The 20,282-nt window shown below is 71.9% G+C and carries 17 protein-coding genes, 1 tRNA gene and 1 pseudogene; 11 read left to right on the top strand and 8 right to left on the bottom strand.

Annotation, left to right across the window (positions count from 1 at the left end):
* Position 1: 1 nt before the first annotated feature.
* The 6 genes from GT030_RS32025 (at position 2) to GT030_RS32000 (ending at position 4,319) form a co-directional block, all read left to right on the top strand.
* A tRNA-Pro gene (locus GT030_RS32025) sits at positions 2–75 on the top strand.
* 159 nt (positions 76–234) lie between these two features.
* On the top strand, positions 235–429 hold the full coding sequence (locus tag GT030_RS32020; protein ID WP_161203026.1) for a DUF2795 domain-containing protein: 195 nt from the start codon (positions 235–237) through the stop codon (positions 427–429).
* Positions 430–472: 43 nt separating this feature from the next.
* Positions 473–1,333, top strand: coding sequence for a polysaccharide pyruvyl transferase family protein (locus GT030_RS32015; protein WP_237522797.1), 861 nt, complete (start codon positions 473–475; stop codon positions 1,331–1,333).
* Between the two features lie 172 nt (positions 1,334–1,505).
* Positions 1,506–2,318, top strand: a complete 813-nt coding sequence (gene nth, locus GT030_RS32010; RefSeq protein ID WP_346009787.1) for an endonuclease III — start codon at positions 1,506–1,508, stop codon at positions 2,316–2,318.
* Positions 2,319–2,366: 48 nt separating this feature from the next.
* On the top strand, positions 2,367–3,062 hold the full coding sequence (locus tag GT030_RS32005; RefSeq protein WP_161204080.1) for a CoA pyrophosphatase: 696 nt from the start codon (positions 2,367–2,369) through the stop codon (positions 3,060–3,062).
* Between the two features lie 57 nt (positions 3,063–3,119).
* On the top strand, positions 3,120–4,319 hold the full coding sequence (locus GT030_RS32000; protein WP_161204079.1) for a MarP family serine protease: 1,200 nt from the start codon (positions 3,120–3,122) through the stop codon (positions 4,317–4,319).
* A gap of 48 nt (positions 4,320–4,367) precedes the next feature.
* On the opposite strand, the gene GT030_RS36915 is transcribed toward GT030_RS32000, so the two are convergent.
* The 6 genes from GT030_RS36915 to GT030_RS31970 all read right to left on the bottom strand — a co-directional run bounded on the left by GT030_RS36915 (position 4,368) and on the right by GT030_RS31970 (position 12,220).
* A complete protein-coding gene (locus tag GT030_RS36915) occupies positions 4,368–4,550 on the bottom strand; it encodes a hypothetical protein (protein WP_161204078.1) in 183 nt (60 codons plus the stop codon).
* Between the two features lie 139 nt (positions 4,551–4,689).
* Positions 4,690–5,625 carry an alpha/beta hydrolase gene (locus tag GT030_RS31990; protein WP_161204077.1) on the bottom strand — a complete coding sequence of 312 codons (936 nt, stop codon included), beginning with the start codon at positions 5,623–5,625 and terminating at the stop codon, positions 4,690–4,692.
* Positions 5,622–6,101 (bottom strand): phage holin family protein, encoded by a 480-nt coding sequence (locus tag GT030_RS31985; RefSeq protein ID WP_161204076.1) that lies wholly within the window; start codon positions 6,099–6,101, stop codon positions 5,622–5,624. Before GT030_RS31985 ends, GT030_RS31990 begins: the two co-directional genes overlap by 4 nt.
* A 54-nt stretch (positions 6,102–6,155) precedes the next feature.
* Entirely contained in the window at positions 6,156–7,598 is a 1,443-nt protein-coding gene (gene nhaA, locus GT030_RS31980; RefSeq protein ID WP_161204075.1) for a Na+/H+ antiporter NhaA, read from the bottom strand.
* Positions 7,599–7,768: 170 nt separating this feature from the next.
* Positions 7,769–9,727 (bottom strand): acetate--CoA ligase, encoded by a 1,959-nt coding sequence (gene acs, locus GT030_RS31975; protein ID WP_161204074.1) that lies wholly within the window; start codon positions 9,725–9,727, stop codon positions 7,769–7,771.
* Between the two features lie 123 nt (positions 9,728–9,850).
* Complete coding sequence (locus tag GT030_RS31970) at positions 9,851–12,220, bottom strand: SulP family inorganic anion transporter (RefSeq protein WP_161204073.1); 2,370 nt, start codon at positions 12,218–12,220, stop codon at positions 9,851–9,853.
* 348 nt (positions 12,221–12,568) lie between these two features.
* On the opposite strand from GT030_RS31970, the gene GT030_RS31965 reads away from it, so the two are divergent.
* Positions 12,569–13,834 (top strand): hypothetical protein, encoded by a 1,266-nt coding sequence (locus tag GT030_RS31965; RefSeq protein ID WP_161204072.1) that lies wholly within the window; start codon positions 12,569–12,571, stop codon positions 13,832–13,834.
* Positions 13,835–13,865: 31 nt separating this feature from the next.
* Here GT030_RS31965 and GT030_RS31960 read toward each other — a convergent pair whose 3' ends face one another.
* Complete coding sequence (locus GT030_RS31960) at positions 13,866–14,846, bottom strand: ATP-binding protein (RefSeq protein ID WP_202460821.1); 981 nt, start codon at positions 14,844–14,846, stop codon at positions 13,866–13,868.
* A 129-nt stretch (positions 14,847–14,975) separates the two neighbouring features.
* On the opposite strand from GT030_RS31960, the gene GT030_RS31955 reads away from it, so the two are divergent.
* Positions 14,976–15,800, top strand: coding sequence for a Fic family protein (locus GT030_RS31955; RefSeq protein ID WP_161204070.1), 825 nt, complete (start codon positions 14,976–14,978; stop codon positions 15,798–15,800).
* 343 nt (positions 15,801–16,143) lie between these two features.
* Here the strand turns inward: GT030_RS31955 and GT030_RS31950 are convergent, their stop codons facing one another.
* On the bottom strand, positions 16,144–16,974 hold the full coding sequence (locus tag GT030_RS31950) for an HAD family hydrolase (RefSeq protein WP_161204069.1): 831 nt from the start codon (positions 16,972–16,974) through the stop codon (positions 16,144–16,146).
* Positions 16,975–17,552: 578 nt separating this feature from the next.
* Here GT030_RS31950 and ssd point away from each other — a divergent pair.
* From ssd to GT030_RS31935, 3 genes and pseudogenes are all read left to right on the top strand, one after another.
* Positions 17,553–18,659 (top strand): septum site-determining protein Ssd, encoded by a 1,107-nt coding sequence (ssd, locus tag GT030_RS31945; RefSeq protein ID WP_161204068.1) that lies wholly within the window; start codon positions 17,553–17,555, stop codon positions 18,657–18,659.
* A complete protein-coding gene (locus GT030_RS31940; protein WP_161204067.1) occupies positions 18,656–19,855 on the top strand; it encodes a TadA family conjugal transfer-associated ATPase in 1,200 nt (399 codons plus the stop codon). The genes ssd and GT030_RS31940 overlap by 4 nt, the downstream gene beginning before the upstream one ends.
* 137 nt (positions 19,856–19,992) lie before the next feature.
* Positions 19,993–20,282, top strand: a pseudogene (locus GT030_RS31935) (hypothetical protein); the annotation flags it as partial.

The following is a 20,282-nucleotide window of genomic DNA, read 5'->3' as shown; positions in this document are numbered from 1 at the left end:
TCGGGACGTGGCGCAGCTTGGTAGCGCACTTGACTGGGGGTCAAGGGGTCGCAGGTTCAAATCCTGTCGTCCCGACTTTACGAAGTCGCAGGTGAAGGCCGGTTACGGAGAAATCCGCAACCGGCCTTCCGCTGTTTGTGGAAACTGCGGGCGCGGCGGGTCTCCGTCGTCCTCGGGGGGTACTCGGCGCCAGGACGCGCAGGACGACTGCGCCGGCCCCGACAGGAGGACACCATGGCCGACATGAGCCCGATCGATCTCCAGAAGGCCCTCAAGGGCGCCGAATACCCCGCCAGCCGTGACGATCTCGTCTCCGTGGCCCGGAGCAACGGCGCCGACGACAAGGTCGTCGACAAGCTTGAGCACGCCGGGACGCAACGGTTCGACGGCCCCAACGACGTGCAGAAGGCGGTCTTCGACAACGGCTGAGACCGGCCCGCGGCGGGTTCTCGTCACCGGCTGGTTCAGCTTCCTGCACGGGGAGGCGACCGCCGGTGACCTGCTCGCGCTGGACCGGGTGCGAGAGCTGCTGCGGGGCGCCGCCGTCCCGCACGACGTCGCCTGGAGCCCGGCCTTCCGGCCGGAGGGGCCGTCCCTGGACGACACCCGCCCGGAGGACTACTCGCACCTGCTCTTCGTCTGCGGCCCCGCGCACGGATCCCAGGTCGAGGACCTGCACCGGCGGTACCGCGACTGCGTCCGGATCGCCGTGGGGAACTCCGTCCTCGACGCCGAGGACCCCGCCGTACACGGTTTCCACCACGTCCTCGGGCGGGACGCCCCGGACACCGTCCCCACCCTCGACCTGGCCGCCCGCGCGCCCGTCCCGCCGGCACATCCGGTCGTAGGCGTCGTCCTCACGCACGGCCAGTACGAGTACGGCCTCCGCAGGCAGCACGAGCGGGTGGCCGAGTTCGTCACGCGCTGGCTGAACGGCCGGGACTGCGCCTGTCTCGAACTGGAGACCCGGCTGGACCCGTGCGACTGGCGGCTGTGCACGACCTCCGGGCAACTGGAGAGCGTGCTGGCGCGCTGCGACCTCGTCGTCACCGACCGGCTGCACGGCCTGGTGCTCGCACTGCGCGCCGGGGTGCCCGCCCTCGCCGTCGACCCCGTGGCGGACGGGGCCAAGGTCACCGCTCAGGCGCGCGCCTGCGGCTGGCCCGCGCTGCTGCCCGCCGAACGGCTCGACACCCCCACGCTGGACTGGTGGTGGGACTGGTGCCTCACCTCCGGCCGGACCCTCGCCGAGCGCACCGCCGACGGTTTCCGCCGGGGCGGGACGGCGGACAGCGCGGACGGCCTGCTGCGCCTGCTGGGCGCCTCGCGCTGAGCGGGGGCCGATCTTCCGGGTCCGGCGCGTATGTCGGTGCCGGGCTCTAGGCTGGCCGGGTGTCCAAATCGCCGGTAGAGCACAGGCCGAGGGGGCTGCGCGGGTGGTTGCACGACGTGATTCCGCCGTGGGCGAACAGGATTCCGATGGAAGTGGCAAAAAGGTGAAATCCATAAAAAAGGACCCCGCGAAGACGGCCGGTGGGACGACCGGTGAGTCGCACACCGCCCTGGTCCGCCGCGCCCGCCGGATCAACCGCGAACTCGCCGAGGTCTATCCGTACGCCCACCCCGAGCTGGACTTCCAGAACCCCTTCCAGCTCCTGGTCGCCACGGTCCTGTCGGCCCAGACCACCGACCTGCGCGTCAACCAGACGACCCCGGCGCTGTTCGCCAAGTACCCCACCCCGGAGGACCTCGCGGCGGCCGACCCCGCCGAGGTGGAGGAGATCCTGCGGCCCTGCGGCTTCTTCAGGGCCAAGACGCGCTCGGTCATAGGGCTGTCCAAGGCGCTCGTGGAGGACTTCGGCGGTGAGGTCCCCGGCAAGCTGGAGGACCTGGTCAAGCTGCCCGGCGTCGGCCGCAAGACCGCCTTCGTGGTCCTGGGCAACGCCTTCGGCCGGCCCGGCATCACCGTGGACACCCACTTCCAGCGGCTGGTGCGGCGCTGGAAGTGGACCGAGGAGACCGAGCCCGAGAAGATCGAGGCCGCGGTCGGCGAACTGTTCCCCAAGAAGGACTGGACCGACCTCTCCCACCACGTCATCTGGCACGGCCGCCGCATCTGCCACGCCCGCAAGCCCGCTTGCGGCGCCTGCCCGATCGCCCCGCTCTGCCCGTCCTACGGCGAGGGCGAGACCGACCCGGACAAGGCGCGCAAGCTCCTGAAGTACGAGAAGGGCGGCTTCCCCGGCCAGCGGCTCAACCCGCCCCAGTCCTACCTGGACGCGGGCGGCATCCCGGCCCCGCCGCTGGGGGCCGGATGAGGGGAACGATCACGGGGCAGTCGGGCGTTGGACACGGCAGGGGGTGGCATGACGTACACGCGTGACACGCACGAGAGCCCGGTGGCGCTGCGCAGGGAGGGGCTGCCGGGCTGGCTGGAGCCGGTGGCGCGGGCCGCCGAGACGGTCCAGCCGCTCCAGCTCAGCCGCTTCCTGCCGCCCGAGGACGGCGGCGGCCGCCAGTCGGCGGTGCTGATCCTGTTCGGCGAGGGCGAGCGCGGCCCGGAGCTGCTGCTGATGGAGCGCTCCGGCTCGCTGCGCTCCCACGCCGGCCAGCCCTCCTTCCCCGGCGGCGCCCTCGACGCCGTGGACGGCGACCCGAAGACCGACGGCCCGCTGCGGGCGGCCCTGCGCGAGGCGGAGGAGGAGACCGGGCTCGACCCGGCCGGCGTCCAGCTCTTCGGGGTGCTGCCCGCCCTCTACATCCCGGTCAGCGAGTTCGTCGTCACCCCGGTCCTCGGCTGGTGGCGCGAGCCGAGCCCGGTCGGGGTGGTCGACCCGAACGAGACGGCGCGCGTCTTCACCGTCCCCGTGGCGGATCTCACGGACCCTGCCAACCGCGCGACCACCGTGCACCCCAGCGGGTTCCGGGGCCCGGCATTCCTGGTCGAATCGGCGCTCGTGTGGGGGTTCACGGCCGGGGTCATCGACCGGCTGCTGCACTACGCGGGCTGGGAGCGCCCCTGGGACCGGACCCGGCAGGTCCCGCTCGACCGCTGGTCATGACAGGGTGTCGTGCGTGTTCATTACCGCGGGGAAAGTCGATGGGCGGGGCCTGAAGCGTTGAACGTGCTGGACATCCTGTTGCTGCTGGCCGCCGTCTGGTTCGCGGTCGTGGGTTACCGCCAGGGCTTCGTCGTCGGCATCCTGTCGGTGATCGGCTTCCTCGGCGGCGGCCTGCTCGCCGTCTGCGCGCTGCCTCCCGTCTGGGACGCGGTGACCGACAACGCCGAGGTCGGCACCGTGGCCGCCGTCGTCGCGGTCATCGTCGTGATCGTGATCGCCTCCGTCGGGCAGGCCCTCACCACCCACCTGGGCAACAAGCTGCGCCGGCACATCACCTGGTCCCCGGCCCGCGCGCTGGACGCCACCGGCGGCGCCCTGGTCAACGTGGGCGCCATGCTGCTGGTCGCCTGGCTGATCGGCTCCGCGCTCGCCCAGACCACGCTGCCGACGCTCGGCCGGGAGGTCCGCGGCTCCAAGGTGCTGGTCGGGATGGACCAGGTGCTGCCGGTGCAGTCGGGCACCTGGTTCAAGGACTTCGGCTCGATCCTCGCGCAGAACGGCTTCCCGCAGGTCTTCAGCCCCTTCTCCGACGAGCAGATCCGCGAGGTCCGGCCGCCGGATCCGGCTCTGGCGAGCAGCGCCGTGGCCGTCAGGGCCCAGCGCTCCATCGTCAAGGTCACCGGCACCGCCCGCAGTTGCGGCAAGGTGCTGGAGGGCACCGGCTTCGTCTTCGGCGACCGGCGCGTGATGACCAACGCCCATGTCGTCGGCGGCGTCGACGAACCCACCGTCCAGATAGGCGGCGAGGGCCGCACGTACGACGCCACGGTCGTCCTCTACGACTGGCGGCGCGACATCGCCGTCCTGGACGTGCCCGACCTGAAGGCGCCCGTGCTGCGGTTCGCCTCGAAGGACGCCGGCAGCGGGGACGGCGCCATCGTGGCCGGCTTCCCGGAGAACGGCGCGTACGACGTGCGCGCGGCGCGGGTGCGCGGACGCATCACGGCGAACGGCTCGGACATCTACCGCCGGGGCACGGTCGGCCGTGACGTGTACTCACTTTTCACCACGGTCCGCGAGGGCAACTCCGGCGGCCCCCTGCTGACCCCTCAGGGCACCGTCTACGGCGTGGTGTTCGCCAAGTCGCGGGACGACGCCGATACCGGCTACGCCCTCACCGCCGACGAGATCCGCCCGGACGTCACGCGGGGGCGTACGGCGAACAGCCAGGTGGGCACCGACAACTGCGCCCTGTGAGGCGACCGCGCTCTGCGAGGCGACCGCGTCCCGTGAGGTGACGCGGGTTCAGGTGCGCGCGGTGTGACGCAGGCGTACGGAGACCCAGCGGGCCCGGCGGCGCAGGATGCGCGGAATCCCCACCCTCGGGTCCCCCTCGGCGAGTTGCGGCGTTACCGGTGGCGGCGAATCCGGCCCGGAGGCCGAGCGTCGTTCGCGGGGTGCGTCACCGTAGTCGTGCGTCCAGCCCATACCCCGACGTGTGCCCCCGCCCCAAGGTCAGTAACCGCCTCCGGGCCGCCCGATCGGCCTATGCGTCAGGCATGTGGCAGTTCGGTGAGCAAACGGTCGGAAACGGTCGGGAAAGCGGACACTCAGCGCATCCGAACGGTCACCGGTCGGGTTCGGGGTCCTTCAGCCAGTTGATCAGCTCGGTGGAGAACGCCACCGGGTCCTCCTCGTGCGGGAAGTGTCCCAGCCCGTCGAACAGACGCCAGCGGTACGGCGCCTCCACGTACTCGCCCGAACCGGCCGCGCTGCGCGTCCGGGTGACCGGGTCCAGGGAGCCGTGCAGATGCAGCGTGGGCACCCGGACCGGCCGCTTCATCCGCCGGTTGAACTGGATGCCGTCCGGCCGGGCCAGCGACCGCACCAGCCAGCGGTACGGCTCGATCGAGCAGTGCGCCGTCGACGGGATGCACATCGCCCGCTGGTACGCCGCCACGTCCGCGTCCTCCGGCAGGCGCGGCCCGGACCAGTCCCGGATCAGCTCACCCACCAGCGCGCCGTCGTCCGCGGTGAGCTGCCGCTCGGGGATCCACGGCCGCTGGAAGCCCCAGATGTAGGAGCTGGCCGCCGTCTGCCGGGCGTCCCGCAGCATCGCCGCGCGCCAGCGCCGCGGGTGCGGCATCGACACCACCGCGAGCCGGCGCACCAGCTTGGGCCGCATCGCCGCCGCCGTCCACGCCAGGTAGCCGCCCAGGTCGTGGCCGACCAGCGCGGCGTCCGGCTCGCCGAGCGAGCGGATCACCCCGGTGACGTCCAGCGCGAGGTTGGCCGGGTCGTACCCGCGCGGGGTGCGGTCGCTGCCGCCGACGCCCCGCAGGTCCATGGCCACGGCCCGGTAGCCCGCGGCCGCCAGCGCGGACAACTGGTACCGCCAGGTCCACCAGAACTGCGGGAAGCCGTGCAGCAGCAGCACCAGGGGGCCGTCGCCCAGCTCCGCGATGTGGAAACGCGCGCCGTTGGCGGCGACGTCCCGGTGCGTCACCCGCTCCCCGGAGGGCAGGTCGAGCCGTACGGCCGGTGCGGCGGCGGGTTCCGTCATGAGGACGAGCGTGCCACAGCCTTGTGGGCGCGGTCCGCCGCAGGCAGCTCACGCGGGTGCGGCTTGGCGTTCTGGAGGACGCCCGCCGACTGCTTCACGGACGCGGCGACCTTCTGCGGGCCCTTGCTCTTCTTGGCCTTCTTGGCGAACACCACACCGATCAGGGCGAGCAGACCGGCCACCAGCACATTGGCGGCGAAGGACAGCAGGAAACACACCGCGAGGTTCCAGTGGCTCCAGGTGCGGATGCCGTACGCCAGCGCGAAGTTGAGCATCGGCAGCGAGAACACCAGCACCACGCCCGCGCCGGAGAAGGCCCCACCGCTCGCCGCGCCGCGCTTCACGTCCCGCTTGAGCTGCGCCTTGGCCAGCGCGATCTCGTCGTGCACCAGCGCCGACATCTCGGTCGTCGCCGAGGCGACCAGCTGGCCGATGCTGTGTTCGGCGCCGACCGGCCTGCCGTCGGGTGCGCTCATCGCGTTCTCTCCCTCTGCTTGTGGTGCCGTCTTGTTTTGTACCGTCTCGTCAGATCATGCCGGACGACCGTTCTCCTCGCCTGCCCCGCCCGGCACTTCGGCACGCGCGTGGCGCGCGGCGGCGGACAGCCCGGCCGCGATACGCCGGTGCTCAGCGGCCTTCCCCTCGTGGATCTCGGCCATGCGCAGGTGGTACGCCGGGTCGTCCTGCTCGTAGACGTCGGGGATGCCGTCCTGGTCCTCGTCGCGCTCCTCGTCCTCGCACAGCCGCCGGTACCTGGCGTTGCGCACCTTCAGCAGCACCGTCGCACAGATGGCCGCGATCAGCGATCCGACGAGGACGGACGCCTTCACCTCCTCGGTGAGCGCGAGGTCGCCGGCGAAGGCCAGCTCGCCGATGAGGAGGGAGACGGTGAAGCCGATCCCGGCGAGCGTGGCGACCGCGAAGACGTCGGCCCAGGCCAGTCCCTCGCTCAGCGAGGCGCGGGTGAAGCGCACGGTCAGCCAGGTCCCGCCGAAGACACCGACCGTCTTGCCCACGACCAGGCCGAGCACCACGCCGAGCGTCTCCGGCCGCGTGAACACCTGGGCCAGCGCCCCGCCGGACACCGGCACGCCCGCGCTGAACAGGGCGAACAGTGGCACGGCGAGTCCGGCCGACAGGGGTCGCACCAGATGCTCCAGCCGTTCACCCGGCGACCGCTCCTCACCCTCGCGGGTGACGCAGCGGAGCATCAGGCCCATCGCCACACCGGCGATGGTCGCGTGGACGCCGCTGTTGTACATCAGGGCCCAGATCACCAGGGCCAGCGGCAGGTAGACGTACCAGCCGCGCACGCCCTTGCGCAGCAGCAGCCAGAACAGCGCGAGGGCGGCGACGGCCCCGCCGAGCGCGGCGAAGTCGATCCGGCCGGTGAAGAAGACGGCGATGATCAGGATGGCGAAGAGGTCGTCGACCACCGCGAGGGTCAGCAGGAAGGCGCGCAGCGCGCTGGGCAGCGAGGTGCCGATGACCGCGAGGACGGCGAGCGCGAAGGCGATGTCGGTGGCGGTCGGCACCGCCCAGCCGGTCAGGGAGCCGCCGCCGGTGAGGCTGGTGAGCGTGTACACCAGCGCGGGTACGGCCATCCCGCACAGCGCGGCCACCACGGGCAGTACGGCCGCCCTGGGGTCGCGCAGGTCGCCGGCGACCAGTTCCCGCTTCAGCTCGACGCCGGCCACGAAGAAGAACACCGCCAGCAGGCCGTCGGCCGCCCAGTGGGCGACGGAGAGGTCCAGGCCGAGGGCGGCCGGGCCGAGGTGGAAGTGGCTGACGGTCGCGTAGGCATGGCTCAGCGCGGGGACGTTGGCCCAGACGAGCGCCGCGACGGCGGCGACCAGCAGGAGAACACCGCCCACCGTCTCGGTGCGCAGCGCGTCCGCCACGGCGGTCCGCTCCGGCAGCGACAGGCGGGCGAGGGCCTTGCGGGCGGCGTTGGGAGTGCGGGGCGCGGCCACGGTGGGAACCTCCGGCTGGTGGGCATGACAGAACGCTTGCCGACCAGACTTCCCGGCGCACCTCGGGGCACGGACTACTGCCGTACTTTGTTTACTTTACCTAAGATCGGATGGTCCGGCAGATCGGGCGCCCCGGCGCGGTCACCGGGGCACCCTCTGTCCGCCTCGGCTCAGTCCTCGCTGGAGGAGGACGGCAGCTTGGACTGGATGAGCGTCATGACCGTGGAGTCGGTCAGGGTGGTGACGTCGCCGAGCTGGCGGTTCTCCGCCACGTCCCGCAGCAGCCGGCGCATGATCTTGCCGGAACGGGTCTTGGGCAGCTCCGCGACCGGCAGGACGCGCTTGGGCTTGGCGATCGGGCCGAGGGTGGCGCCGACGTGGTCGCGCAGCTCGGCGACCAGCTTCTCGTCCTCGGCGGCCGAGCCGCGCAGGATGACGAACGCCACGATGGCCTGTCCGGTCGTCTCGTCGGCGGCGCCCACGACGGCCGCCTCGGCGACCGCCGGGTGCGACACCAGCGCCGACTCCACCTCGGTGGTGGAGATGTTGTGACCCGACACCAGCATCACGTCGTCCACGCGGCCGAGGAGCCAGATGTCCCCGTCGTCGTCCTTCTTGGCGCCGTCGCCGGCGAAGTACTTGCCCTCGAAGCGCGACCAGTAGGTGTCCAGGTAGCGCTGGTCGTCGCCCCAGATGGTGCGGAGCATCGACGGCCACGGCTCGGTGAGGACCAGGTAGCCGCCGCCTCCGTCCGGCACCTCGTTCGCCTCGTCGTCGACGACGGTGGCGCTGATGCCGGGCAGCGGGCGCTGCGCGGAACCGGGCTTGGTCTCGGTGACGCCCGGCAGCGGCGAGATCATCATCGCGCCGGTCTCGGTCTGCCACCAGGTGTCCACGACCGGGGTGCGGTCGGCGCCGATGTTCTTGCGGTACCAGACCCAGGCCTCGGGGTTGATGGGCTCACCCACCGAACCGAGCACCCGGAGCGAGGTCAGGTCGAACTGCGCGGGGATGTCGTCGCCCCACTTCATGAACGTCCGGATCGCGGTGGGCGCGGTGTACAGGATCGAGACCCGGTACTTCTCGACGATCTCCCAGAAGCGGCCCTGGTGCGGGGTGTCCGGGGTGCCCTCGTACATCACCTGGGTCGCGCCGTTCGCCAGCGGGCCGTACACGATGTACGAGTGGCCGGTGACCCAGCCGACGTCGGCCGTGCACCAGTAGACGTCCGTCTCCGGCTTGAGGTCGAACACCGCCCAGTGGGTGTAGGCGGTCTGCGTGAGGTAGCCGCCCGACGTGTGCAGGATGCCCTTGGGCTTACCCGTGGTGCCGGAGGTGTAGAGGATGAACAGCGGGTGCTCGGCGCCGAACGCCTCCGGGGTGTGCTCGGCCGACTGGCGCCCGACCAGCTCGTCCCACCACACGTCCCGCTCGGCGTCGAACGCCACGTCCTGCCCGGTACGGCGCACCACCAGCACGTGCTCGACGGTGCCGGCGGCCTTGGCGACCGCGTCGTCCACGGCGGGCTTGAGCGCGGACGGCTGGCCCCGGCGGTAACCGCCGTCGGCGGTGATGACGACCTTGGCGTCCGCGTCCTTGATACGGGTGGCCAGCGCGTCGGCCGAGAAGCCGCCGAAGACCACCGAGTGCGCGGCGCCGATGCGGGCCGAGGCCAGCATGGCGATGGCGGTCTCGGGGATCATCGGCATGTAGATGGCGACCCGGTCGCCCTTGCGGACACCCAGCTCCAGCAGCGCGTTGGCCGCCCTGGAGACCTCGTCCTTCAGCTCGGCGTAGGTGATGGAGCGGCTGTCGCCCGGCTCGCCCTCGAAGTGGATGGCGACCCGGTCGCCGTTCCCGGCCTCCACGTGCCGGTCCACGCAGTTGTAGGCGACGTTCAGCTCGCCGTCCTCGAACCACTTGGCGAACGGCGGGTTCGACCAGTCCAGCGTCTTCGTCGGCTCCTTGGCCCAGCTCAGCCTGCGGGCCTGCTCGGCCCAGAAGCCGAGTCGGTCCGCCGCGGCCTGTTCGTACGCCTCGGCCGTGACGTTGGCGTTCGCGGCCAGGTCGGCCGGCGGCGCGAAGCGTCGCTCCTCCTTCAGAAGGTTGGCCAGGCTCTCGTTGCTCACGACATCTCCCTTTCCCAGGGTGTCCGTTGTGTCCCAGGCCACACCTCATCAGACGTCGGGGCTGATGACAAGGGTGGACCGCAGAATTGGTTTAGACCTTTCTGCGGTCCCGCGAGTGGCCGCTCAGACCAAGCTGCCCACCTCCGGCCCCTCTCGCACGTCCTCTTTGACATCCCCTCTGACCTCGTGGAACACCGCGGCCTCCGCCTCGCCGCCCTCGGCTCCTTCCTCGCCGAGCAGGTACGCCCGCGCCTCTCCGACGTGGAAGTACATGCCGTGCAGCTCCAGCGCACCGGCCGCCATGGCGCGCGCTACGGACTCGTGCGCCCGCAGATGCGCCAACTGCTGCACCACATTGGCCAGAGACAGCTCCTCCACGGCGTCGGCCGCCGGGCGCGGGGCGAGCCGGGGCCGCTCCGGGGGCCCGTCGGCCAGCCGGGCCAGACTCGGCTCTCCGTACCTCAGCCACCGACGCAGCGGAGTCGGGGCGGCGCCGGGCTCGGCGGCCAGCAGGGCCTGCATCGCCCCGCACCCGGAGTGCCCGCACACGGTGATCGACCTGACCCCGAGCACATCCACCGCGTACTCGAGGGCGGCGGCCACCGAGTCGTCGGAGTGCTCCTGGCCGGGCGGCGGCACCAGGTTGCCGACGTTGCGCACCACGAACAGGTCGCCGGGGCCGCTGGCGGTGATCATCGAGGTGACGAGCCGGGAGTCGGCGCAGGTGAGGAAGAGCTGCGAGGGCCGTTGTCCCTCCCTGGCCAGCCGGGCCAGCTCCTCCCGGACCAGCGGGGCGGTGTTCCGCTGGAACGAGCTGATGCCACGGGCGAGTTCGTGGGTGTCGGGGCGGGGGGCGCCCATGGTGTCCGCCGCGTCGTGGCGCACGGCCGCCGTAGGCATGTCGCACCGGTGGTTGCGCCATGGTGTCCAGGGGCGGCACCGGCAGACGGTGGAGGACGGGGTGCCCGCGCTCCGCACCCCGGTGCGGTGGTCCTTCAGCTCGGCGGAGCCGCCCCGCGCGGTGTGGGAACTCCGCCAGTCCTGGAGCGACTCGTACGCCGCGTGGTCCATGAAGGAGCCGTCCAGCTCGACGACGGCACGGGTGCCGTGCGGGACGCGGTGCAGGACTCGGCTGAGCCGGGGCACGGCGAGGAAGGTCAACTGGCCGCGTACCCGGACGTGATGGATCCCTTCCTTCTCCTCGTGCGTGATGCGGGTGTGGGTGAGGCGGTGCAGGGCCAGGGCGACGGCCACGGCGATCCCGATGAGCACGCCCTGCAGGACGCCGAGGCACACCACGCCGAGGGTGGTCGCGGCGTAGACCGGCACCTCACGGTGGCGGGTCACCGTACGGATGTGGTTCAGGGACACCATCTGGATGCCGACGGCCATCACCAGGGCGGCGAGCGAGGCGAGCGGAATCCGCTCCAGGAGGGGGACCAGCAGCAGGGCGGCGATCACCACGAGACCGCCGTGCAGCATCGTGGAGTTCCGGCTCACCGCGCCGGAGTTGACGTTCGCCGTGCTGCGTACCGCCACCCCCGCGACCGGCAGTCCGCCCAGCGCGCCGGAGACGATGTTGGCCGCGCCCTGGCCGAGCAGTTCGCGGTCGAGGTCGGAACGCCCCACGCGCGCGGGGCCGGTGCGGCCGGCGGCCAGCTTGTCCACGGCCACCGCGCCGAGCAGCGACTGCACGCTGCACACCAGGGTGGTGGTGAGCACGGCGGCGACGATGCCGAGCGTCGGACCCTGGGGGAGTCCGGCCAGCGCGTGGCTGCGCCAGGACGGCAGGTCGACGCGGGGCAGGGTGATCCCGGTCAGCGCCGCCGTCACGGTGGCCCCGGCGACGGCGACCAGCGCGGCCGGCACCTTGCGCAGCAGGCTGCCCACGGGGCCGGGAATGCGGGGCCAGGCCAGCAGCAGGGTCAGGGTGAGCGCGCTGATCACCACGGCGGCCGGGTCGAGGTGGGCCAACTGGGCGGGGAGCGCACGCAGGTTGGTGAGGACGGAGCTGTCCGGACGGCCGCCGAGCACGATGTGCACCTGGGCCACGGCGATGGTGATGCCGATGCCCGCGAGCATGCCGTGCACGACCGCCGGGCTGACGGCGAGCGCGCCGCGCGCCACCTTCAGGCAGCCGAGGCCGAGCTGGGCGAGTCCGGCGAGGACGGTGATGCCGCAGGTCGCCCGCCAGCCGTACTGGTGGATGAGGTCGGCGGTGACCACGGTCAGACCGGCGGCGGGCCCGCTGACCTGCAACGGGCAGCCGCCGATCCGGCCGGCGACGATCCCGCCGACCGCCGCGGCGACCAGGCCCGCCTGGAGCGGTGCGCCGGTGGCCAGGGCGATGCCCAGCGAGAGCGGCAGGGCGATGAGGAACACCGCGACGGACGCGGAGACGTCGGCGCTCTCGACGCGGAAACGGCGGCGTCGGGGCGGTGGGGTACTGGTGGGCCGGGAGCGGTCGGTACGGGGTGGTGCGCAGGCTGACATGTTCCCGTCTCCTCCGGGGCAGCGCGGTCGCGGTCTGTGGGGTCCCGCCAGGGGCGGGGGGTTCGGTCGCGGCCGTGGGTCACGGCGTGCAGCGGCGGGATGATTCAACGCTCGGTAAACGAACCGTAATCCAGAGTAAAGGCTCGGCATATCTTTTCGAGGCAAATGGCACACATGTGCACTCTGTCGGGTGAAGGGGGCATTTGATCGGCTTGTCGTACAAATTCCTTCTCAGTCCCATGCGACTTTGGCGGCGCCGCCGGGAGGAATCCGGCGCATCACCAGAAAACGCCCTCATCGGCGTTCGCCTGAGAGTTCGCCCGAGAGAAGGAAGAAGGTGGGCGGAACATGGCCGCCACCCAGAGGATCGCCGTCTGTGCCATGGTCGCCGCTGCCGGTGCCGCGTCCCTCGCCGGTTGCGCCGCCGGCTCCGACCAGGCACGGGAAGGCAGGTCCGGCCCGCCGAAGGGCGCACCGGCTCCCCAGAGCGTCGTCCGGCTGATCGGCGACGGGTCCACCGCGTACACCGGCGCGCAGCCGCACCTGCCCCGGCCCGAGAAGCTGAAGCCCGGTCAGAAGCCGCCGCAGTTCGTGGTGTTCTCCTGGGACGGCGCGGGTGAGGACAGCCAGAAGCTGTTCTCGCACTTCCGCAAGGTCGCCAAGGACAACCACGCCAACATGACGTTCTTCCTCAGCGGCGTCTATATGCTGCCGGAGGAGAAGCGGGACCTCTACAAGCCGCCGCAGCACTCGCCGGGCCGCTCCGACATCGGCTTCAACGACGAGCAGGGCATCGCCGACACCGCCAAGCAGGCGCGCCTCGCCTGGCTGGAGGGCAATGAGATCGGCACCCACTTCAACGGCCACTTCTGCGGCCCCGACGGCGGGGTCGGCCAGTGGTCCGTGGCCGAGTGGAAGAGCGAGATCAGCCAGGCCAAGGAGTTCGTGAAGACCTGGAAGACCAACTCGGGCCTGAAGAAGTCCTCGCCGCTGCCCTTCGACTACGACAAGGAACTCATCGGCGCCCGCACCCCCTGCCTGGAAGGGCAGAAGAACTTCGTCAAGGCGGCGAGCCAGATGGGCTTCCGCTACGACTCCAGCGGCGTCAACAACCAGGTCTGGCCGAAGAAGAGGGAAGGTCTCTGGGACCTGTCCATGCAGCTCGTGCCCTTCCCCGGCCACACCTTCGAGCAGCTCACCATGGACTACAACTTCATGGTCAACCAGTCCGGCACCCGGACCCAGGGCGACCCCGACAAGTTCGCCCTCTGGGGCGACGAGATGCGCGACGGCCTCCTCAGGGGCTTCGACCGCGCCTACGACGGCAACCGCGCGCCGCTGATCATCGGCAACCACTTCGAGTCCTGGAACGGCGGCACGTACATGCGCGCCATCGAGGACGTCGTCAAGAACGTGTGCAACAAGCCCGACGTCCGCTGCGTCTCGTTCCACGAGCTGACCGACTGGCTGGACGCCCAGGACCCGCAGACCCTGGCCAAGCTGCGCACCCTCGAGGTGGGCGAGGCGCCCAAGCAGGGCTGGGCGTCCCTGCTCTCCGGCCTCCCGGCCCCGGCGCCGAAGGGCATCCCCGGAGCGCCGGCCGCCAAGCAGTAGGCGTCGGGCACGAGGTGCCGAGCGGCAGGCGTCAGACGGGAGTCGCCACGCCTTCACCGAGCACGAAGCCGGGGTCGATCTGCGCCGCCAGGTCGGCCCCGGTGCGCTCGTTGCCCCACGACTGGGCGTTGCGCAGATGGAAGTGGACCATCTGCCGGGTGTACCGCTCCCAGTCCCGCAGCCCGTACGTCGCGTCGGCGGCGGCCCGGAGCGTCTCCAGCGCGCGGACGTTGCCGTCCTCCAGCAGGGCGAAGCGGGGCGGACGCCCCTTCTCCATGGCGCGCACCCAGTCGGAGTGCCCGACCGTCACCAGCAGGTCGTCCCCCACCTCCTCGCGCAGGAAGTCGACGTCGTCCGGACCCTGGACCTTGTTGCCGACGACCTTCAGCGTGACGCCGAAGTCGCGGGCGTACTCCTTGTACTGGCGGTAGACGGAGATCCCCTTCCGGGTCGGCTCGGCGACGAGGAACGTCATGTCGAAGCGGGTGAACATGCCGGAGGCGAAGGAGTCCGAGCCGGCGGTCATGTCCACCACCACGTACTCGCCGGGGCCGTCGACGAGGTGGTTCAGGAACAGCTCCACCGCTCCGGTCTTGGAGTGGTAGCAGGCGACACCCAGGTCGGCTTCGGTGAAGGGGCCGGTGACCATCAAACGGACGGCACCGCCGTCGAGTTCCACCGGGCGCGCGCAGGCGTCGTAGATCGCGTCGGGCTCGCTGATCCGGACCAGCCGGGAGCCCGAGCCGGGCGGGGTGGTCTTGATCATCGTCTCGGCCGAGGCGATGCGCGGGTTGGAGCCGCGCAGATGGTCCTTGATCAGCGGCAGCCGGTCGCCCATGGCGGGCAGCGCCGCCGCCTCGTCCTCGTCGAGGCCGAGGGCGGGTCCGAGGTGCTGGTTGATGTCCGCGTCGATCGCGACCACCGGGGCTCCGGCGGCGACGAGATGGCGGATGAAGAGGGAGGAGAGCGTGGTCTTGCCGCTGCCGCCCTTCCCGACGAAAGCAATTTTCATGTTCACGAAGGGTAGTCAGCTCGTAGCTGTATGTGCCAGGAAGAAGGTGAACGTCACTCCTTCGAGGGGTGTGAGGGCCGAAGAAGGGGCGCCGGTCGGCCGGCGGCGCGGGCGCGTAGGGTCGACCTCATGAGTACGACAGGAGCGACCGCAGATCCGCTCGCGGCCCTGGGCTCGCTGCCCGGCGTGGCCGACTCCGTGGAGTCCGTGCGCAAGGCCGTGGACCGGGTGTACGGGCACCGGATCATGCGCCGTCGCAGCAACACCATCACCTCCGAGGCGGCCCTGCGCGGCGCCCGCGGCTCGGCGGCGCTGTCCGGCGCCGACTGGGCCCTGGAGGAGGTGCGGCGCCGCACCGACTTCAGCACCGGCGACGAGGCGCGCGTCATGGGCGCGGCCCTCCGGCTCACCGCCGAGGCCGGGCAACTGCTGTCCATCTGGCGGCAGTCCCCGCTGCGGGTGCTGGCCCGGCTGCACATGGTGGCCGCCGCGAGCGACACCGACGAGGTCGGCCGGCCGCGCCAGGCGGGCGAACTCGCCGACGAGCCCCTCATCGAGCTGCCGCTGCCGGACGCCCCGGAGGTGTCCGGACGCCTGGACGGCCTCGCGGAGCTGATCATCGCCGGATCGTCCGCGCCCGCGCTGGTGACGGCCGCCGTGGTGCACGGCGAGATCCTCGCGCTGCGCCCCTTCACCTCCCACAACGGCCTGGTGGCGCGCGCGGCTGAGCGCATCGTCCTGATCGGCAGCGGCCTGGACCCGAAGTCGGTGTGCCCGGCCGAGGTCGGCCACGCCGAACTGGGCCGCGCCTCCTACCTCGCCGCGCTCGACGGCTATGTCTCCGGCACCCCCGGGGGCATGGCGGCCTGGATCGCCCACTGCGGGCGCGCGGTCGAGCTGGGCGCACGCGAGTCGACGGCGGTCTGCGAGGCCCTCCAGCGCGGAGCGGCCTGATCGCCGGGACAGGGTTGCGGCGGTACGAGGAGTCCTCGTACCGCCGCTGGCATGTTCACCGGGTTACCAAGCGTCCTCGATATGTTGCTCATCAGGTCGGGGTCTTTGCCCGCCCCTGGTGCAGCAGGCCCGTAATCGACGGTCCGACGTCGCGTGGGTGCCGGGTGTTCATGCGAGGTCCGTGGGGCCCAGATGCGCAGTGGTAGGGAATCCTCTCGGATGTCCTCAGGTCCCGCAGGCCGTAAAACCTTTGTACTGCAACCATGAGACGAGCGAAACCCCTGTCTGAACTTCTTTACTTTTAGGTTCAAACAGGGATGAATCGGACGCCGCTGAGTTCTTGTCAGGCGGTCGCGCCCCGGCGCTTGCTCGCGTACCAGACGAGGCCCGCGGTCGCGGCCGCCGCGCCCAGCGCCGCCGCCGCGACGACCGCCGGGCGGGGTGCGTGCAGCGAGGGCAGGCGCTGCTTGAGCCGCACCGGCTTGCGGAACTCCAGCACCGGCCAGCCGCGCGAGACCGCTTCCCGGCGCAGTGTGCGGTCGGGGTTGACGGCGTGCGGGTGGCCGACGGCCTGGAGCATCGGCAGGTCGGTGGCGGAGTCGCTGTAGGCGAAGCTGCGGTCGAGGTCGTACCCCTCGGAGGCGGCCAGCTCACGGATCGCCTCGGCCTTGGTGGGGCCGTACGCGTAGTACTCCACCTCGCCGGTGAAGCAGCCGTCCTCGCCGACCACCAGTCGGGTGGCCACCACCCGGTCGGCGCCGAGCAGCTCGCCGATCGGCTCCACGACCTCCGCGCCGGACGTGGACACGATCACGACGTCCCGGCCCGCCGTGTGGTGTTCCTCGATCAGCGAGGCGGCCTCGTCGTAGATGATCGGGTCGATCAGGTCGTGCAGGGTCTCGGCCACGATTTCCTTGACCTGGCGCACGTTCCAGCCCCTGCAGAGCGTGGAGAGGTACTCCCGCATGCGCTCCATCTGGTCATGGTCCAAACCGCCGGCCAGGAAGACGAACTGGGCATATGCGGTGCGCAAGGCCGCTCTGCGGTTGATCAGTCCGCCTTGGTAGAAGGACTTGCTGAAGGTGAGCGTGCTGGACTTCGCAATGACCGTCTTGTCCAGGTCGAAGAAGGCCGCTGCGCGAGGCAAGGAGTGGTTTTCCACGTCCCTGAGCATAGGCGCCCACCATTCGGCGTAAGGTGGGGCGTGTGGGTTTGCCTGAGAGGCCTCTCGGGTACACCATGGAAGTCACGGATCGTTCGCGACCGTGCTAACCCCGGCCCGACTCCTCCCCCCCCGAGTCGGCCGTGGGGACGACCCCCGCTCTCCCCCCCGGCGGGGGTCGTCGCATGTCCGGACGCGTTTTCTCCCCTCTTCCAGCCGGTACGGAACCGGCACTGGGCGGCTGCGGCCGCCCTTTCGTCATGCTCATGCTTGATTACGTACGGTAATCATGAGGGTGCGCTCGGAAACTCGTACACAGTGCGTGTCCACGTCACCGGGATGAGTGACGAAGTTATTCACAGGCGCTCGGCCGTCCACAGTTTTTGACCAAGATCCACACGATTTCGCGGTTAGCCCCATCGTGATTCCAGCGCTCCTGATCCGGGCCCGTTCATGGCCGGATCGCAATGCGGAGTGTGTCTGGCCGGTTTCTGTCGGCCGTTCATATGGAGACCTTTACCGGTTCTCCACATCTTGGGAATCGCGCGGCCGAGAGAGCGGCGCGGAAATCACAGTGAAGGGGGCACCCCATGACCGGAACCGTCGCGCACGATCCGCCTCCGGCCACGGCCGGACGACCGGGACGGCCGCTCATCGTCACCGAGGACGCGGCGCTGCTCGACGATCTGCTGCGCCTGTGCGCGGCGGCCGGCGCCACACCGGAAGTCCACCACGGCGTCCCGGACCACGGTGGAGGATGGGACGGCGCGCCGCTCGTCCTGGTCGGGGACGACGCCGCCCGCCGGGTGCGCGGAGCCGCGCGGCGGCGTGGAGTGGTCCTGGTCGGCCGTGACCAGGACGACCCGGACGTGTGGAAACGCGCGGTCGGGATCGGCGCCGACCATGTGCTGATGCTGCCCGACGGCGAGCAGTGGCTCATCGACCGCATCGCCGACGTGGCGGAGGGCGTCGGCCGCCCGGCCCTCACCGTCGGTGTCATCGGCGGCCGGGGCGGCGCCGGGGCCTCCACCCTGGCCTGTGCCCTCGCCGTCACCTCCGCCCACCAGGGTCTGCGCACCCTCCTCGTGGACGCCGACCCACTCGGTGGCGGACTCGATGTGCTCCTCGGCGGCGAGACCGCGGAAGGGCTCCGCTGGCCCGCCTTCGCCGCCTCACGCGGCAGAGTCGGCGGCGGCGCCCTGGAGGAATCCCTGCCCGAACTGCACGCGCTGCGCGTGCTGAGCTGGGACCGCGGCGACTGCGTGGGGGTGCCGCCCCAGGCCGTCCGCGCGGTGCTCGCCGCCGCCCGGCGGCGCGGGGGCACGGTGGTCGTCGACCTCCCGCGCCGCCTGGACGACGGTGTCGCGGAAGCCCTGGCCCAGCTCGACATGGCGGTGCTCGTCGTTCCGGCGGAGCTGCGCGCGCTGGCCGCGGCCGGCCGGGTCGCCTCCGCCATGGGCATGGTCGTGCGGGACCTGCGGGTCGCGGTCAGGGCGCCGTACGGGCCGGGGCTGGACGAGGACGAGGTGGCCCGGCTGCTCGGGCTCCCGCTGATCGGCACCGTGCCCCTCGACCCCGCGCTGCTCCGGCCCCGGGGCACCGCCAGACCGCCGGGCGCGACCGGACGCGGCCCGCTGTCCCGGTTCTGCACCGCCTTCTGGGAGCAGGCGCTGACCGAGACGGGAGGTCCGCGATGACGCTTCCCGGACTCGACCGGGCCGACGGCGCGGCCCTCCTCGACGGGGTCCGGCGCAGCCTCGCCGAGAGCGGCGCCGAACCCACGCCCGCGCGTGTGGCGCAGGCGCTGCGCGAACAGGGGCGGGTGCTGGGCGACGCCGAGGTCCTGGGCGCGGCCGAGCACCTGCGCTCCGAACTCGTCGGCTCCGGCCCGCTGGAGCCGCTGCTGGCCGACCCGAGCGTCACCGACGTGCTGGTCACCGCGCCGGACCGGGTGTGGGTCGACCGGGGCGGCGGCCTGGAACTGACCCCGGTCACCTTCCCCGACGCCCCGGCGGTCCGACGGCTCGCGCAACGGCTGGCCGCCGTCGCCGGACGCCGCCTGGACGACGCCCGGCCCTGGGCTGACGCCCGCCTTCCCGACGGGACCCGGCTGCACGCGGTGCTGCCACCGGTGGCGGTCGGCTGCACCTGCCTGTCCCTGCGCGTGGTCCGGCCCCGCGCCTTCACCCTCGCCGAGCTGGCCCGCGCGGGCACGCTGCCGCCGGGCGGAGCGGGGCTGCTGCGGGCGCTGGTGGGGGCGCGGCTGTCTTTCCTCGTCAGCGGGGGGACCGGCACCGGCAAGACGACGCTGCTGAGCGCACTGCTCGGGCTGGTCGGCCCCGGTGAACGGATCGTGCTGGCCGAGGACTCGGCCGAGCTGCGGCCCGACCACCCGCATGTGGTCCGGCTGGAGACCCGCCCCGCGAACCAGGAGGGCGCCGGACTGGTGACGCTGGAGGACCTGGTCCGGCAGGCGCTGCGGATGCGGCCCGACCGGCTGGTCGTCGGGGAGGTGCGCGGCCCCGAGGTGGTGCATCTGCTGGCCGCGCTCAACACCGGCCACGAGGGCGGCTGCGGCACTGTGCACGCCAACGCGGCCGCCGACGTGCCGGCCCGCCTGGAGGCCCTGGGCACGGCGGCCGGCCTCGACCGGGCCGCGCTGCACAGCCAGTTGTCGGCCGCGCTCTCGGTCGTCATCCACCTGGTACGGGACCGGGCTGGGCGACGCCGGATCGCGGAGGTCCATGTCCTGGAGCGGGACAACTCGGGGCTGGTCCGGACGGTACCGGCGCTGCGGTGGGGCGAGCGGGGCTTCGTGCCGGAGCGCGGGTGGGAGCGGCTGCGGGGGCTGTTGTCCGAGGGGACTGGGGGAGTGGGGGCCGGCGATGGCTGAGGTCGGGGTGGCAGACGCGGTGCTGACTGCGGGGCCGCTGTTCGCGGGCGGCGGGGTGATGGACGCCGGGCCGACGCCCTGGGTGCGGGGCCTCGGTCAGCTGCGGCGGCCGCGCGACTGGAGTGAGGGGGCTGGCCATGGCTGATGTCGGTGTCGGAGACATGGTGTTGGGTGCGGGGCTGGCCGGTGCCGGCGGTGTGGCCTGGGTGGTGAACGCCCGTCATCAGGGGGTGCGGCGGGCGAGGCTGCTGTTCGCGGGCGGTGGAGTGGCGGAGCGCGTGCTGACGCCTTGGGAGCGGGGTCTCGGTGAGCTGCGGCGGCTGCACGAACGGGCGGGTGCCGAGTGGTGGGCGCTCGTGGCGGGGCTGGTGCTGGCGCTGCTGGGGGCCTCGGTGATTCCGGTGGTGGCGGGGGCCGCCGGGGTGCC

Source organism: Streptomyces sp. SID1328 (genome assembly GCF_009865595.1).
In the GTDB taxonomy this organism is placed as follows: Bacteria; Actinomycetota; Actinomycetes; order Streptomycetales; family Streptomycetaceae; genus Streptomyces; species Streptomyces griseoluteus.
This window is presented reverse-complemented; position numbering and strand designations above follow the sequence as displayed.